This is a genomic window from Kitasatospora sp. NPDC101176, from assembly GCF_044768035.1.
Lineage (GTDB): Bacteria > Actinomycetota > Actinomycetes > Streptomycetales > Streptomycetaceae > Kitasatospora.
The window spans coordinates 196,403-211,087 of the sequence record NZ_JBIWPA010000004.1 but is presented as its reverse complement, the minus strand read 5'-3'; the positions used below and the strand labels follow the sequence as shown (position 1 = coordinate 211,087).

Sequence of the window (14,685 nt, the reverse complement as noted above, 5' to 3'; positions counted from 1 at the left end):
CCCACGGCGCCCCGCCGTGGACGTCACCACCGCAGCCACGGCGGCCGTCATCGGCGCCGTGCGCGCGGCCGACTGTACGTCAGGAGGATCGGCGGGGAGCGCTCACGCGCAGGCGCGCTCCGGCATCCGGGCGCGGCCGTGCTCCAGCTCGGCGACCACCCGGTGGCGCAGCAGCTCGTACTGGGCCTGGAGCCGGCCGGGGCGGGCCGGGCGGGCGACCGGTCGGCCCGGGCCGACCCGTTCGTCCGGGCCGAACTGCTCCCGGGTGAGGTCGATCTCGACGCCGGTGGCGAAGCGGTTCCACCAGTGGAGGTCCGTCCGGACCCCGCCGACGTGCACCTCGCCCATCATGAGCTCGCCGCCGAGCAGGTCGTGCAGCACCATGGCCGTCACCCCGCACTGGCCGCGGGCGGGATTGTCGGGACGCCAGTGGGCCAGGTCCTCGGGCGCACAGGTGTCGACACCCCAGGAGGAGCGGATCGCACGTTCGATGTCGTTGAGGGTCCACGCCGTCATACCGGGAAGCCTGCCACGCGGCACTGACAGCGGCACCGGCTTTTCAAAGGACCGCTCCGTGTTCTGCGGAGACCGTCTCGATCTTCACTCGAACGGGCAGCTCCCCCCGGGGCCGGGGACGGGCCCGAGCGCGCCGCCCCGGCCGGCGCCCCGCCCCGGCCACCGGGAGCGGGACGACCGGCCGGCGGGCGTCACTTCGCCAGCGCGGCGACGCCGGCCTGGGCGAACTGCTCGTCCAGGTCGCCGCTGGGCGCACCCGCGACACCGATCGCCGCGACCGGCGCGCCCTTCGACTGCACCGGAGCGCCGCCGGCCAGGAACAGCGTGCCCGGGATGTCCTTGAGGGTCGGGGCCTGGGCCAGCCGCTTGGTCAGCTCGGAGGTGGGCGCGTTCCAGGAGACGGCGGTGAACGCCTTGCGCTGCGCCGACTCGGGGGACTGCGGGCCGGCACCGTCGCCCTTGAGCAGGACGCGGGTGACGCCGTCCCGGTCGACGACCGCGACCGAGACGTGCTGGCCGGCCTTGGTCGCCGCGTCCAGGGTGGCCTGGGCGGCGCGGGTGGCGGCGTCCAGGGACAGACCGGTGGTCTGGGCCAGGTTCCGGTTCTGCGTGTCCGCCTTGACCGCGGCCGGGGCGGCCGGCGTCTCGGAGGTCTCGGCGCTGGCCGAAACGGCGCCCACGGTGGCGGCGAGCGCGGCGGCGGCGAGGGTGCCGGTCAGCACCCGGGTGCGCACGGAGATCTTCTTCATGGTCCAGCTCCTCAGCGGATCGGCGTCTGGGGCCGGGCGGTGGGGGTCCGCCCGGCTCCCCTCGATCCTCCGGCCGGGCCCCGCCCCGCCACATCGGCGCTCCGGCGCGACCGCGCGGGCATGATGGAGGACGACGCCGTCAACCGATCGGCTGATGCGGGACCGGGCCCGGCGGGTCACCATCGAGGGATCGGCGCAGGTCGGCGCGGTGACCGGCCCGCCGGCCGGTCGGTGCGCCAGCCCGGCCGGGCACCCCGACCGCCCGCCCAGCCAGGAGCCACCCGTGCGACGACCCCGCCCCGCGACCGGCCGCCCCGCCGCCGGCCGCGACACCGGCGACCCGGACGCCGGCCGCCTGGCGGTGCTGCTCGACTCGGCCTTCCTGCTCCTGCTCGCCGCCTCGCTCAGCCGCTACCTCTCCCACCACCACGGCAACCCCCGGATCCCCTGGGTGATCGGGCTGAGCGCCGCACTGGCCGTCGTCCAGCCGGCCGGCTCCTGGCTCGCGCACCACCGCCCGCCCGCCCCGGGTGCCCGGCCGCGGTCGTGGCCGCTGGTGGCCGTGCTCGCGCTGTGGGTGGTCCTGGTGCTGCTCGCGCCGAGCTTCGCCTGGTGCGCCGTCCCGCTCGTCTACACCGTGCTGCGGGCCCTGCCGGCACGGGCCGCGATCCCGCTGGTGGCGGCGCTGACCCTGCTGGTGGTGATCGCCGAGATCCGGCTCTCGGACGGGGCGGACGCCACCCTCGTCCTGCTGCCGCCCACGGTGGCGGCGCTCGCCACCGGCGTCTTCCTGTTCATGGCCCGGCAGGCCGCCCGGCAGCGCGCCCTGATCGCCGACCTGGTGCACACCCGGCGCGAACTCGCCGCCACCGAACGGCGGGAGGGCACCCTCGCGGAGCGCGAGCGGCTGGCGATGGAGATCCACGACACCCTGGCGCAGGGCCTGTCCAGCCAGCAGATGCTGCTCCAGGCCGCCGAACGCACCTGGGACACCGAGCCGGTGACCGCCCGCACCCACGTCCGGACCGCCGCCCGGGTGGCGGCCCGCAACCTGGCCGAGGCGCGCCGCTTCGTCCACGACCTCGCACCGGCCGAACTCGCCGACGGCCGCCCGCTCGACCGGGCGCTGCGGGCCCTGGCCGACCGGGAGGAGGCCGAGAGCGGCCTGCCGGTCCGCTTCCACCTGGACGGCCCGCCCGTGCCGCTGCCCGCCGCCGCGCAGTCCGCGCTGCTGCGGATCGCCCAGGGCGCGCTGGCCAACGTCCGGGAGCACGCCGGGGCGTCGACCGCGGCGATCACGCTGTCGTTCCTCGGCGACCAGGCCGTCCTGGACGTCGCCGACGACGGCCGCGGCTTCGACCCGGCGACGACCGGCGCGGCCGGCACGGCGGGCACGTCCGGTCCGTCCGGCACGGCGGGCACCACCGGCACGTCCGGGACACCCGGCTCGACCGGGACGTCCGACGGCCGCGGGTACGGGCTGTCGGCGATGCGCGCCCGGCTGCGCCAGCTCGGTGGGACGCTGACCGTGGAGAGCACCCCCGGCGAGGGCACTGTGGTCTCCGCCGCGATCCCCCTGGAGCCCCGATGAGCACCGCCCCCGACTCCCCCGTCCGGCTGCTGGTCTGCGACGACCACGCCGTGGTGCGCGCCGGCCTGCTGGCCCTGCTCGCCAGCGCGGGCGACATCGAGGTCGTCGGCGAGGCCAGCACCGGCGAGGAGGCCGTCGCGCTGGCCGTCGCGCTGGCGCCCCAGGTGGTGCTGATGGACCTCCAACTCGGCGACGGCATCGACGGGGTCGAGGCCACCCGGCGGATCACCACGGCCGGCGGCGGACCGCACGTCCTGGTGCTCACCACCTACGACACCGACGCCGACATCACCCGGGCGATCGCCGCCGGCGCCACCGGTTACCTGCTGAAGGCCGAGCGGCCCGAGGAGCTGTTCGCCGCCGTGCACGCCGCGGCCCGGGGCCGGACGGTGCTGTCGCCGCCGGTCGCGTCCCGCGTGATGGCGCAGATGCGGGCGCCCGCACCGCAGTTGACCGAGCGTGAGCAGGACATCCTGGCGCAGCTGGCGCAGGGGCTGGGCAACCGGGAGATCGCCCGGGCGCTGTTCATCAGCGAGGCCACGGTGAAGACCCATCTGGGCCGGATCTACGACAAGTTGGGCGTGGACACCCGGGCCGGCGCGGTGGCGGTGGCCAAGGAGCGCCGACTGCTGCGCTGAACCGGGCGCCCACCCTGCCGGAGGGGCCGCGGCACTGCCCCGCCCCCGTCCGTCGAGCCTTCGGACCGCCGGCTGCGCTCAGCGCTCACGCGGTGTCCCTCCGTGCTGCCGTGATGCACGGAATGTCGGGTTCCACTGCCATGTCCATCGACGGTGCCGCCCGCCACGGCGTGCGCCCCGGGGCCGCCCGGGCCCTGCTGGGGCCCTCGATCCGCTGGTCCGAGCCCTGCGGCCGCACTCGAACCGGCCATCACGTTTGTGGATGTTTCGTGGATCCGGGTATTGACAAACCAACCACGCGGTTTGTTAGCTTGAGATCAACGACGTCCCCGGGGGTGGGGGCTCGCCGGGGCCTGTGCAGGGCGCTCTCGCCGGAGGGTGCTGCCAGGGGGGAAACGGCGGGGCTGCCGGGGAGTCGGGGGGAGCGGCCGCGCCGAAGCCGTGCGACGAGGCGGTGCGGAGCGGGTCCGGGGGGACTCGCTCCGCGCCTCCCCCTTCCCTTCGGGCTCCCGCTCAGAACATCGCGCTCCAGTGCGGGCAGCAGACGTCCGGCAGCGGCACCGGGGCACGCCCGGCGGCCTGCGGCGGCGACGGCAGCCGCTCCGAGCGGAGCACCCCGGGCGAGCCCGCGGTGAGCCCGACCTCGCCCAACTCGCCGAAGCGCAGCACCAGCCGGTAGCAGTCCGAGGTGACGGCGGTGACGCCCGGGCGGTCCCGCCCGGCGTTCAGCGAGGTGATCGTCCAGCCGCGCCGGCGCCAGTGCCGCTCCACCACGTCCACCAGCACCGCCCGGCGGGCCGCCGAGACGACGGTGCGGACGTCCCTCCCCCGGGTGACGTACCAGTGCAGGTCCGGGTCCTGCCCCGGGAGCGGCAGCCGCGCTCCGGCCCTCGGCGCGGCCGGCTCCCAGACCAGCGCCGGCCGGACGGCGTCCAGGGTGTCCTGGAGCAGCGTCTCGCAGCGCTCCGCGGCGTCGAGTTGATCGATCGTCGCCATCCTGACGGGGGGCCCGAGGGGCGACGTGACCGGCACGCGGTCCTGACACCCGACCGGTAATCCGACGTTCAGTTCGGCACCACCTGACTGCACTGGACCCTCCGCGCTCCTCCCGGCTTCCGGGCCGGGCTGGGATTCCATCACTGCTTGGACGGTGACCGTGGACGGACAGTTCCACTCTCACCATTCCCTCACCCTCCGCCGCGCCCCGGGGCACCGCATCGCCGCGCAGCAAAGTGCACTGCACGGTGCAGTTGAATCAATGATCTGCACCGTGTAGTTTACTTCTTGTCGCCAGAGACCGGCAGGACCGGGCCGACAGCGCCGAACCGCCCGCCGGTCCCCACCAGGACCACCCCGAAAGGACCCAGCCATGCCCACCATCACCGTCGGTACCGCCCGCATCCCCTACCGCGTCGTCGGCGACGGCCCCGACACCCTCGTCCTGGTGCACGGCACCGGCCCCGGCTCGGGCATGTGGGACGGCCTGCTGGACGCCTTCACCGACCGCTACACCGTGCTGCTGCCCGACCTCTCCGGCAGCGAGGCCGCCGAGGACGACGGCGGCGAGCTCACCCTGGAGACCCTCGCCGCCCAGGTCAACGCCGTCATCGACGACGCCGGCCGCGGCCCCGCCGACGTCTTCGGCTTCTCCCTCGGCGCCGTCGTCGCCACCGCGGCGGCCGCCCTGCGCCCCGACCAGGTCCGCCGCCTGGTCGCCGCCGCCGGCTGGATCAGCGCCGAACAGGACGAGTACATGCGGCTGTCCATGGCCACCTGGCTGTCGCTCGCCGACCACCCGGACGCCTTCGGCGGCTACGCCACCCTCACCGCCTTCAGCGGCGGCTTCCTCAACCGCATCGGCCGCGAGGCCGTCGAGGCCAACACCGCCTACATGCGGCCGGCCCCCGGCACCCTGCGCCACATCGCCCTGGACCTCAGCCTGGACCTCACCCCACTGCTGCCCCGCGTCGAGGCCCCCGCCCTGGTGATCGGCTGCACTCGGGACGCCACCGTCCCGGTCGGGAACGCCCGCCGCCTCCACGCGGCCCTACCCACCAGCGAGTACGCCGAGTTCGACACCGGCCACATCGTCCTCGCCGAGGAGACCGAGGCCTTCACCAAGACCGTCCGCGCCTTCCTCGACACCCCCTGACCCCGCCGACACCCCGGCGGGATCCCTCCGGCACCGCACGGGGCCCCGCCGACACCCCACCGGGGCAACAGAAAAGCCGCAGGTCACCTGACCTGCGGCTTTCTCAATGGAGCGGGCGACGAGAATCGAACTCGCGCTCTAAGCTTGGGAATCTTTGGGCCTTCAGCCCAAAAAGCGCTCCTGACCTGCACCGATACCAGCACAACCAGCCCGTCGGGCACCCGATGCAGACCGCTGCTGTCCGCCGTTCACCACCCGTTCTGGCACGGATCTGGCACGAGCCGGCTCAGTCCACTCGGCAGGTTCCCTGGGAGCATTGATGCTGTAGCCGTCCTCCGCATACCGCGACGGTGGCGGAACGGCGGCCACCCGCGTACTCGGCCTGACCCACCTTGTGGATGTGCCTGTAGATGACCGCCAGGAAAGCGCCTCGGCGGGATGGGCAGGGGATCGTCACTTCGCGGGTTCACGGGTGGCCGGTCCACGCGGCAACGGCTGGCCATGTGAGAGACGGGTGGGACGCGGAGTCGTGCTCATCGGTGACGTTGGTGCGGGCAAACTTCAGGGTTGAAGTTGGGCCGGACTTACCCTTGCCTCGCACGAACCCGTTGAACTGGAGGCATTGGCCGGTGCCGGAGGGCTCAGCCGTTGCAGTGGTCATGAGAGGACTCAGCAGGATGGGCTCAACATCCTTGTCGACGAGCATCACTGTTCCGCTGACTATAGGGGTGCTAATGAGGATCGAGTCCGGGCTGGGCTTTCCGGTTCCACGAAGGTTGAGGACCTCGACCACGTACATCTCTCCGTCATATGTCATCGATCTCGCGACAGCCAACTCGCCAACGCCACACGAGATCATCCGGTGCGCGATGCGGCGAAGGTGCGCGTCGAGGCGCATGAGATCTTCTGGGCGTGGATCGGCGCTGTCGTGGAAGATCCCGTTTCGGATAGGGATGAAGTTTTGAACGTGCTGTCGTGCTGCGGAGTCAGGTGCGACACAGGAAAAAAGGCGCCGGAAACTACTGCTGGCACCGGGACCATCAGCGAGTGCCGTGCAGACGTTGAACCACGTTCCCATGGCCGGCGCGCTGAGCTTATCGATGGTGATTCCTGGTAGGGCGAACGGCGGCGTACTGGAGAGGCCAACCACGGCTGCGAAGCGTAGTACTGACTCCAGGGCGTGGAGTCCCTCCGTGAGTCGCTTCTCGGGGTCGGTGGTCCGGATGTAGCGGGCGAGGCGCGAGGCTATCGGTGTGGGAAACTGCTCGCTAGCAGTGATCAGGGATTGCTCGTGGTGGCTGGCGAGGACAGTGGTTACGCGGTCAAGGAGTTCCTGGTCGGCGTCGTCCTTGTCGATCCAGTCGGTGGCCCCGAGTCGCAGGGCCTGCTTGACTTGTTGCTTGGCGCCCTCCCCGGATAGGACAAGAGTGGGGATGCGCGCGCCCTGGGCGTGAAGCTGCCTCAGTAGCCATAGGCCGCCCCACTCTTCCGGGGGCATCTTCATGTCAATAAGGATGAGGTCGAAGGGCTGCGCGGCAAGAGCGTTAAGGGCTGCCTGACCGTCGCCGACGAAGGTAAGCCGTGCCTTGGCTCGCCGGAGTGGGATGCACAGGGTTTTAGCGACATCGGCCTGATCGTCCGCTACCAGGATCTGGATGTCGGCGAGGGGATGGGTCACGTGGTCTCCAGGTTTGGGATAGGCGCGATGGGGAGCGTGATGAGCCACGTGGTGCCGGAGTCCACGGGCAGAGCCGCAAGGTCTCCGCCGGCGCGTGTAAGCAGCGAGCGCGCTCCGAGGAGGCCGAGACCGTTTCCTCCGGGTTTGGTGCTGCGGATTCGGTCGCCAGATCCGAGGGCTGCGAGAACATCGGGTGGGAGGCCCGGGCCGGAGTCAGAGACTTCGACAACGGCTTCGTTGTCGTCTGCAGTCCAGTCAAGCGTCATCGCACCACCGTGGTGCATGGCCTCTATCGCGTTCCCGACCAGGTTGTCCAGGATCGCACGGAGGGTTCGCTCTCCCAGTGCGATGTGTGCCAGGTTCCGGGCGTCTGGGACTGACAGCGAGATCGTTCGGGGGAGCCGGGGAAGTAGGGCTGCAGCGTACGAGCGGAGGAAGGATCCCAGTTCGCTGCTCAACTCGTCGTCGTGGCCGAGCATGGAGGCGGAGGACTTGAGCCGGACTGCGAGTGCTTGGGCTTGGTCGAGGTGCCGGCTGGCCGCCAATTGTTGTTCTCGGAGCACAGTACGCGTGGTGGCAGGCGCGGAGGCAGCCGTGCGCGCGGCGGTGACCTGGTTCTTCAGGTCATGGAGAAGGTCCGCGACGGTGGCGCGGTACGGCTCGGATCTGGGTTGGAGGATGGCAAGCGCAGCGCGAGCGATGGGTCCAGGGGCTGTCGGGATGTGTGCCCTAGTGACTGTCGCCTCGATGCCAAGTTCGAAGGGCCTGAGGGCTATAGTCCTGGTCACACCGGCCCAGAGAGCACAGGTTTGGCTGACTGTCACCTGTTGCGAGTCGTCGAGGGCGGCGGTGAACTTGAATCTCAGGGGCGCGTGACTAAGCAACTCGATGCTGGCCTTGCCGGACGTCTTTACCAGAATGCTAGCGAGCGCATCGAGGACGGCCCGTTCGCGGCCAGTGAGTTGGGAATCGGGTGCGCCTGCTCCGATGTGGACGTCGAGGCGTCCACGGTGCAGGAGTACCCAGTCGTCGACGAGTTCTGGAACGCTGACACCGGGGTCATCGGTGCCCATACAGCGATAGATGTCGCATAGCCGAACCAGTCGGTCCAGGTCCTCGCGGGTGAGGGACTCGGGCTCCTCGAGTCGCTCTATGTATTCGACGACTTGCGAGAGCTCGACATCGATACTTCGGGCCTGGTCGTCTGCCAGTTCGGCGTCGCGAGCGGCACGAAACGCCTTCTCGAACCGGTCGCCCCGCTCGTCGAAGCTCACTGCGCGGGTCATGAGCTGGTCAGCTTCGGTGGCCCACCCGAGAAGCGCTTCGGCGGATGCTGCCCACTGGAGGCCGAACAGACGCCCAGTGATCCACCGTTGAAGAGGAACGGTGGTCCTCGTGAGTGCTGCCGCCTGGTGGGCCAAGAGGAAGCGAGCTACTGACTGGTCGCGTGCAGGCGTGGACGCCATGGCTCCAGCTGGCCGGCGATCAGCGAGATTCTCCAAGACACCCAGGACAACCTCGCTGGCATTGCGCCGCGCGGCTGTCTTCGATGGGGCTGCGGTGCCTTCCCGCGCACTGACCCTGGCAGGCAATAGGGAGCTTGTTAGCACGGCTGTGGCGCGGCGTTGCTTCAGATGGTCTGGCCCGTACTCGCGAAAGGTGTAGTCGACTTGAAGCTGCATGCTGCTGGCGAGAATGCCGAGCACAGTTGAGGGCTCGTGCTCGGCATCGGGCATGATCGTCCGCCACAGCGGACTCCAGGATAGGGGCCAGTCATGAGCGAGGGATGGTGGGAAATTCTTAGCGACGTAGACGGCGCCGATTACAGCTTGGAAGGCGTTTGAGCCCACCTCAACGGGGATTCCGTGGTTGGCCTGCCCAACGCCCAGCAGAAGGGCCGGTGCCAGCCCGGTCTGGCGCAGTGCAGAGTCGTACACTGCGTTGGGAACAGAGCTGGTGATGACTGATTCGGGTGGAGAGAGAACCGCTTTCTGGGCCCGGACAACGAGGTATTCGAAGTTGAGGACTTGGGATCCCAAGAATCCGAGTGCTTGGTTGTCCTGCTGGTGGAGCGGTGCCAGCAGCCTGCGCTGCTCGTAGGCCCAAGAGGCGTGGACCAGGGCCTGGCCCAGTAGCGGACGAGCTACAGGAGGCAGGGAGAAGATGTCCTGGAGCCGCCGGACGGCTGCACTGTGCCCTTCGGGGCCAGGGATCTCTCCGAGCGTCTGTCGGGGGCCCGACTTGGTCGAGGCGTCCTTTAGTGCGTGGGGCATGTGCTTGGCGAGGAAGTCCAGCGCCGCGTTGCGGGCCGCTGTCTTCCTGTTACTGCCCTGTCCGGTTCCCAGTCGACCCAGCCTATCCGTCGAGACGGCTGTGAAGACCGGGGCGTGATCAGGGCCTTCGTTGCTGATCTCGTATCTGGCTCTCTCCTTAGTGCTGCGGTGGAGGAGAGCGTCGAGCGTAGTCCTCGGGTCCGCGAGCACCTCGGATTTCGCCACGTTGCCAGCCAACTCGTGAAGGAGCCGCTCGGCCACTTCCTGTTCATCAAGGAGACACAGCACACCGATCAGCTGGCGGAACAAGCCGCCCGCGACGCTCAATGGCAATGGCTTCCCGAGGAGGCCGACACTGACCCGGCATGATGGGAGCAACCACGGCTGGCTGACGGCCCATTCGGCGAGTTGGGGGGTGATGTTGCTGGCGTGCTTGCTCAGTGCACCAGCTGTCAGCGAGGGCAGTTGCTGGTAAGCCCGGACTGCACCGAGCCGCCTTGCGTAAGCGTCTCCAAGTGTGGCCAGGGTGTCCAGCAGCCCTCGTGTCACCCCCGGCAGGAGATCCCGGTGCTCGTAGACAAAGGAGATGTGGGTGAGCGCGACGGCCAACGCACGCCTGACAGCGCCAGACGGCTCCGGGAGTCCCACACTCTGAAGGTGCTTCAGGACTGGAGATATGTCGTGTCCGCGGTCAACCACGCACTGTTCAAGCACGCCAAGTGAGCGTCCGATTGAGGTCCCTGGAGAGCGCGTTGTCATTCATCCCTCACACAAATGCCATTCCGAAAGACACCCTGACAATACCGGTGGCGTGGTCCAAAGGGATCGCCATCGGCAAGATCCGACTGGACTCTGTCCATTTGTTCGCCAGCTCGAATAAGCCTGGACATGGATAGGCTCTAGGTGCAGGTAGCTCCGTGCTCCAGGTAGACGGTCCCGGACTGAGTCCTGGCCGCGCAGGCGGCGTGGACGCGGCGGGCGAGGCGCGGGATGAGGAGTGCGGCGAGCTGGGCGGTGGTGTGGAAGGCGTACTCGCCGATCTCCACCTGGTCGACGGTGATGTTGTCGAGCTCGTCGGCGGAAAGGACGTCGCCGTCGAATACGAAGAGGAGCTTGTCGCCCTCGGTGGGGTGGGGTGCCCAGTCGGCAACGAGCAGTCGGCCGATCGGCGGGGTGATGCCGAGCTCCTCCTTGACCTCCCGGGCCGCGCCCTCGCTCGGGGTCTCCCCGGCGTGCAGGTAGCCACCGGGGATCTCCCAGCCCGGCTTGTACGTCGGCTTCACCAGGAGGACGCGGTCGTCCTCGTCAAAGAAGAGCACGCCGGCGGCGGTGCGGGGCTGGGCCACCACCTCGGGGGGCTGGGAGTCGCTCATGGCGACGACTGTAGCCGCCCAGCCCAGTCACGCGACGATCTGGAGCCGCTGCACGACGCCTGCCAGCAAGTAACCGAGTTTGCCACGCTGTTGGCGGACCCAGTTGGTCAACAGGTGCCGGGGACGAAGTGGTAGCGGACTTACTCGAGGGCCAGTTCCTCGGCGTCCAGGACGAGGGCGAGGGCCTCGTCCATGCGGTCCTGTGCGCTGTAGGCGCGGACGACTTCGAGTGAGTGCCGCACTCGGCGTTCGAGCGACAGGGTCGAGGAGTCCACGTGCGGCCCTTGGTCGACGGCGATCTGGAGGTCGCCGAGTTCTACTGCGGTTGAGATCCAGTGGGCGGCCACCGCGACGAGGTCTCGTACCGTGCTCCGGCCCTCGATCCTCACGGAGACCATCGACCCGACGTGGAACAAGGTGCCGTAGATCGACAGGTAGGTCGGGGGTCCGCCCTCCAAGCCGGACTCCAGAAACTAGGCCGAGTTCATGACCAAGTCCCTGGCAGCGGTGAGGCGTCCGCCGCTGGGCAGGCAGTGGGAGACCTGTGCTTGCTTGTGGACCAGATGAGCAGTTCGATACACCGCAATCGAGATGTGCGCAGGAGCGGGCGGTGATCGGGTGGGCATGCTCCATGCCAGCATGACCTTAATGGCGAACTCTGACTGCTCGCCCCCTCAACACACTTCTACCTGCAGCGACGAGTCATCGCTGACCTGATGTCGCACGGTTCTGCCGCCTGCCGATTAACCCTCATGACCGATGCCGCGCGGGCAGCACACCTGCCTTTGGCGGAACTCCCAGTAGGGTTATCACCGCAGTACTTCTCCCCTGGCGACGGTCTCGACCGTCGACGGCTGCGGCATGCCCGCCAGCTGTTCTGAATGGCCGTGGGCCAGCAAGGAGAAGAACTGATGCCCAACCAGCCAGGCTCCCGCAAGGGGGCCCCGGCACGCACCACCCGCTTCGCGGACAGGACCCGTCGCGCACTCGTTGCAACCGGGACCTGGTTGGAGACTCCCGAGGGCCGAGCGGCCTTCCAGGTGGCCAAGACGTTGTTGAGCCTGCTCAGCATCGGAGCCGGCCACCACATGGGATGACCGGCTCCGAGAAGCGGTACTAGCACGGAGGCCTCGCGGCTTTGCTTGCCGGCAGACGCGGGGCCTTCGTCGTTTTTCGTACCTGCGCGACCCTGTCTCCCCATCGGCATGATTGTTTGATGTGGCACAGTTCTTCATGTCGGCCGCTGGGCCATCGTACGCACCCAGCGCTGTACTCGGCCACCAAGCATTCAGGGCATGTCCGACCAGTCAGGTATCCTCCGGCCCGCGCAGAACAGCCCGACCAACCTTGTCGGACCTGCAATAAAGTCCGCTGGGAAACCTCTCGAACCAACCGCATCGGTTCCCCTGCTCCGCTAGCCTGTTTGGGGTGATGGAAGCGACTCACTACGCCCCGAGCGGCGCGCGGTACAGCGAGATCGCAGAGGACCTGGCAGTTCTCGGCGAGGCTTTCGGGCTGGGTGAGGTTCGGGAGTGCCGTTTCCTGTCGGACGGCTTGATGAACGGGAACTGGCGGCTGGATACGGCCGAGGGCTCGTTCGCATTGAAGCGGATCATGGATGTGCCGCTGTCGCTGGCCCGCCGGAACCTGGCTGCGCTGGCGGAGCTGGCCGACGACGGTCTGCCGGTGGGCAGGGCGAGGGTCTCCTCGGCTGGGGACGCGGTGGTCGAGGTCGCCGACCGCGGGTACTGCCTGCTTCCATGGATGGAGGGGAACCATCTACCGGGTACGGCACTCTCGATCGGGCAGGCCCGTGACCTCGGCGTTCTCCTCGGTCGGATCCATCGAAGCTTGAACGGTGAGCGGCTGGCCGGCCTGCTGCCGCCGGGGCCGGAGCAGGTGACCGTCTCGGTGACCACGCCCGCTGCGGCTCGCGGTGAGGCGGATCGGTTCCTGGCGTTGATCTCAGCTCTGGAGAGCCAGACGGCGTTCGACGTCGAGGCCGCCACAGCGCTGGCTGAGCGCAAGGTGTTGTTGGAGAAGTACGGGCACGAGCGCCCGGCCGACGAGGTGGCGGTCGGTCCGGTGGGATGGACGCACGGTGATGTGCAGCACCGGAACGTGCTGTGGCGGGACAGCGAGATCGTCGGGGTGATCGACTGGGACCGGATCCGGGTCCGTCCGTTCGGCGAGGAGGTCGCCCGCACCGCCACGGTGCAGTTCGGCGGTGAGGACGGCTTCCTCTATCTGGAGCGGACGGCCGCGTTCGTGGCCGGCTACCGGTCGGTGGTGCCGATCCCGGTGCCAGCGCTGGCGGACGCGGTGGAGCGGCTGTGGTGGAAGCGCATGTCGGACTACTGGCAGCTGGTCTTCCATTACGACCGTGACGATCACTCGTGCGATCACCTGTTCCTCCCCGCCGAGCGTTTCCTGGCCTGGTGGACGGAGCGGCGCGGGGATGTGCAGGAGGCGTTCGCGGCTATGCCGTGAGCAGCGTGCGGGACAGGACGGTGGCGAGGGCCTCGGCCACCTGCTCCATGTAGTCGGGAGCGGGGATCTGCGGCACCTTGAGGACGATCATCTGGCGCAGGGCCTTGTAGTAGTTCGGCAGCGTGTCCTTGATCGGCGGCTGGTAGGGGCTGTCGGCGAGGTGGGGCCAGTAGCGGGCGGCCAGGTCGAGGCGTTGCAGCAGCGGGGTCTGCGTCCAGTCCTCATACTGGGAGCGGACGGGGATGCCGGCGGCCCGGCACTTCTCGTGGAGCATCTTCGGGTCGGGCACGCGGACGTTGATCGTCAGCGGGGTGCCGTACCAGCCGCGGACGGAGAGCTCGCCGATCTCCGGCCAGGCGACCGGCGCGTCATACTCCTCCAAGGCCTGGCGAAGGGTGGCCAGGTTCTGTTCGGCAGCCAACATCCGGTCCGGCAGCGAGCGTAGCTGCTGGCGGGCGATGACGGCGGAGAGGGCGGGCATCCGGTACTTGTAGGCGGCCCCGGTGCTGGCGAGCGGCTTCAGTTCGGGGAGGGTGAGTTCGTCGGCCAGCCGGGCGGGGTGGTGGCCGAGGGTGAGGGCTCGCTCGTAGAGCTCCCGGTCGGAGGTGGTGAGAACGCCTCCTTCGCCGCCGGAGACGGACTTGGATTCCTGGAGGCTGAAGCACCCGGCGGCGCCCCAGGAGCCGACGGCCCGGCCCTGGTAGAGGGCTCCGTGGGCGTGCGAGCAGTCCTCGACGATCGGCAGGTCGGTGGCTTTGGCGAGCTGGTCCATGCGGGCGGGGATGCCCCAGGTATGGGTGGCGAGGACGGCGGAGCATTCGTCGGCGACCTGGGCGACCGCAGTGGCGGCGATGTTGGGGCTGTCCGGCTCGATGTCGCAGAAGACGGGGTAGCTGCCGGCCTGGAAGACGGCGGTGATGGCGGAGATCCAGGTCATCGGGGAGACGGCGACGCCGGCTTCGGAGTTGGCTCCGACCGCGTGGAGTGCTGCGTGCAGGGAGGCCGTGCCGGAGTTGAACGAGAGCGCGTGCCGGGTGCCGGTGAGGCGGGAGAAGGCGGCTTCGAGGGCGTTGGCGGCCGGGCCGCGGTTGATCTCGGAGAGGTGCCCGTCGTCGAGGAGCTTGAGGACGGCGTCCTTCTCGGCCTGCCCGTACTTGGGCTCGCGGGGGAACGGGAGGGTGACCTTGGGGTTGTTCATGGCGTCCTTCCAGTCGGGGGCGGGGCT

At 69.4% G+C, this 14,685-nt stretch carries 13 protein-coding genes; 5 read left to right on the top strand and 8 right to left on the bottom strand.

Features of this window, described 5'->3' with window-relative positions; genetic code table 11:
• Nucleotides 1-102: 102 nt before the first annotated feature.
• A complete protein-coding gene (locus tag ACIRS1_RS08680) occupies nucleotides 103-516 on the bottom strand; it encodes a hypothetical protein (protein ID WP_402837967.1) in 414 nt (137 codons plus the stop codon).
• A gap of 191 nt (nucleotides 517-707) precedes the next feature.
• Nucleotides 708-1,265 carry a heme-binding protein gene (locus tag ACIRS1_RS08675; RefSeq protein WP_360205781.1) on the bottom strand — a complete coding sequence of 186 codons (558 nt, stop codon included), beginning with the start codon at nucleotides 1,263-1,265 and terminating at the stop codon, nucleotides 708-710.
• Nucleotides 1,266-1,419: 154 nt separating this feature from the next.
• Between ACIRS1_RS08675 and ACIRS1_RS08670 the strand changes: the two genes are divergently transcribed.
• Both ACIRS1_RS08670 and ACIRS1_RS08665 read left to right on the top strand, forming a co-directional pair.
• Nucleotides 1,420-2,856 (top strand): sensor histidine kinase, encoded by a 1,437-nt coding sequence (locus ACIRS1_RS08670; protein WP_402837965.1) that lies wholly within the window; start codon nucleotides 1,420-1,422, stop codon nucleotides 2,854-2,856.
• Nucleotides 2,853-3,494 carry a response regulator gene (locus ACIRS1_RS08665; RefSeq protein ID WP_402837963.1) on the top strand — a complete coding sequence of 214 codons (642 nt, stop codon included), beginning with the start codon at nucleotides 2,853-2,855 and terminating at the stop codon, nucleotides 3,492-3,494. Before ACIRS1_RS08670 ends, ACIRS1_RS08665 begins: the two co-directional genes overlap by 4 nt.
• 513 nt (nucleotides 3,495-4,007) lie before the next feature.
• Here ACIRS1_RS08665 and ACIRS1_RS08660 read toward each other — a convergent pair.
• The gene (locus tag ACIRS1_RS08660) at nucleotides 4,008-4,490 is read right to left on the bottom strand and encodes a hypothetical protein (protein ID WP_402837962.1); all 483 of its coding nucleotides are present in this window, start codon (nucleotides 4,488-4,490) and stop codon (nucleotides 4,008-4,010) included.
• 373 nt (nucleotides 4,491-4,863) lie between these two features.
• On the opposite strand from ACIRS1_RS08660, the gene ACIRS1_RS08655 reads away from it, so the two are divergent.
• Nucleotides 4,864-5,646 (top strand): alpha/beta fold hydrolase, encoded by a 783-nt coding sequence (locus ACIRS1_RS08655; protein ID WP_402837960.1) that lies wholly within the window; start codon nucleotides 4,864-4,866, stop codon nucleotides 5,644-5,646.
• A gap of 466 nt (nucleotides 5,647-6,112) precedes the next feature.
• Here ACIRS1_RS08655 and ACIRS1_RS08650 read toward each other — a convergent pair whose 3' ends face one another.
• The 4 genes from ACIRS1_RS08650 to ACIRS1_RS08635 form a co-directional block, all read right to left on the bottom strand.
• Nucleotides 6,113-7,324 (bottom strand): response regulator, encoded by a 1,212-nt coding sequence (locus ACIRS1_RS08650; protein WP_402837958.1) that lies wholly within the window; start codon nucleotides 7,322-7,324, stop codon nucleotides 6,113-6,115.
• Nucleotides 7,321-10,311 carry an ATP-binding protein gene (locus tag ACIRS1_RS08645; RefSeq protein ID WP_402837956.1) on the bottom strand — a complete coding sequence of 997 codons (2,991 nt, stop codon included), beginning with the start codon at nucleotides 10,309-10,311 and terminating at the stop codon, nucleotides 7,321-7,323. The genes ACIRS1_RS08650 and ACIRS1_RS08645 overlap by 4 nt, the downstream gene beginning before the upstream one ends.
• Nucleotides 10,312-10,496: 185 nt before the next feature.
• Nucleotides 10,497-10,970: an NUDIX domain-containing protein gene (locus ACIRS1_RS08640; RefSeq protein WP_402837954.1), complete on the bottom strand. Its 474-nt coding sequence runs from the start codon at nucleotides 10,968-10,970 to the stop codon at nucleotides 10,497-10,499.
• Between the two features lie 140 nt (nucleotides 10,971-11,110).
• Complete coding sequence (locus ACIRS1_RS08635) at nucleotides 11,111-11,428, bottom strand: hypothetical protein (protein ID WP_402837952.1); 318 nt, start codon at nucleotides 11,426-11,428, stop codon at nucleotides 11,111-11,113.
• A 453-nt stretch (nucleotides 11,429-11,881) separates the two neighbouring features.
• Between ACIRS1_RS08635 and ACIRS1_RS08630 the strand changes: the two genes are divergently transcribed.
• Nucleotides 11,882-12,067, top strand: coding sequence for a hypothetical protein (locus tag ACIRS1_RS08630; protein ID WP_402837950.1), 186 nt, complete (start codon nucleotides 11,882-11,884; stop codon nucleotides 12,065-12,067).
• Between the two features lie 334 nt (nucleotides 12,068-12,401).
• Entirely contained in the window at nucleotides 12,402-13,460 is a 1,059-nt protein-coding gene (locus ACIRS1_RS08625; protein WP_402838201.1) for a phosphotransferase, read from the top strand.
• Here ACIRS1_RS08625 and ACIRS1_RS08620 read toward each other — a convergent pair.
• Complete coding sequence (locus ACIRS1_RS08620) at nucleotides 13,450-14,658, bottom strand: DegT/DnrJ/EryC1/StrS family aminotransferase (RefSeq protein WP_402837948.1); 1,209 nt, start codon at nucleotides 14,656-14,658, stop codon at nucleotides 13,450-13,452. The two genes, ACIRS1_RS08625 and ACIRS1_RS08620, sit on opposite strands and share 11 nt — an antisense overlap.
• Between the last annotated feature and the right edge of the window lie 27 nt (nucleotides 14,659-14,685).

Bases quoted from the DNA above. Each gene is read 5' to 3' on its own strand.
- ACIRS1_RS08680 (WP_402837967.1), bottom strand. From the start codon at position 516: ATGACGGCGTGGACCCTCAACGACATCGAACGTGCGATCCGCTCCTCC.
- ACIRS1_RS08675 (WP_360205781.1), bottom strand. From the start codon at position 1,265: ATGAAGAAGATCTCCGTGCGCACCCGGGTGCTGACCGGCACCCTCGCC.
- ACIRS1_RS08670 (WP_402837965.1), top strand. From the start codon at position 1,420: ATGCGGGACCGGGCCCGGCGGGTCACCATCGAGGGATCGGCGCAGGTC.
- ACIRS1_RS08665 (WP_402837963.1), top strand. From the start codon at position 2,853: ATGAGCACCGCCCCCGACTCCCCCGTCCGGCTGCTGGTCTGCGACGAC.
- ACIRS1_RS08660 (WP_402837962.1), bottom strand. From the start codon at position 4,490: ATGGCGACGATCGATCAACTCGACGCCGCGGAGCGCTGCGAGACGCTG.
- ACIRS1_RS08655 (WP_402837960.1), top strand. From the start codon at position 4,864: ATGCCCACCATCACCGTCGGTACCGCCCGCATCCCCTACCGCGTCGTC.
- ACIRS1_RS08640 (WP_402837954.1), bottom strand. From the start codon at position 10,970: ATGAGCGACTCCCAGCCCCCCGAGGTGGTGGCCCAGCCCCGCACCGCC.
- ACIRS1_RS08630 (WP_402837950.1), top strand. From the start codon at position 11,882: ATGCCCAACCAGCCAGGCTCCCGCAAGGGGGCCCCGGCACGCACCACC.
- ACIRS1_RS08625 (WP_402838201.1), top strand. From the start codon at position 12,402: ATGGAAGCGACTCACTACGCCCCGAGCGGCGCGCGGTACAGCGAGATC.
- ACIRS1_RS08620 (WP_402837948.1), bottom strand. From the start codon at position 14,658: ATGAACAACCCCAAGGTCACCCTCCCGTTCCCCCGCGAGCCCAAGTAC.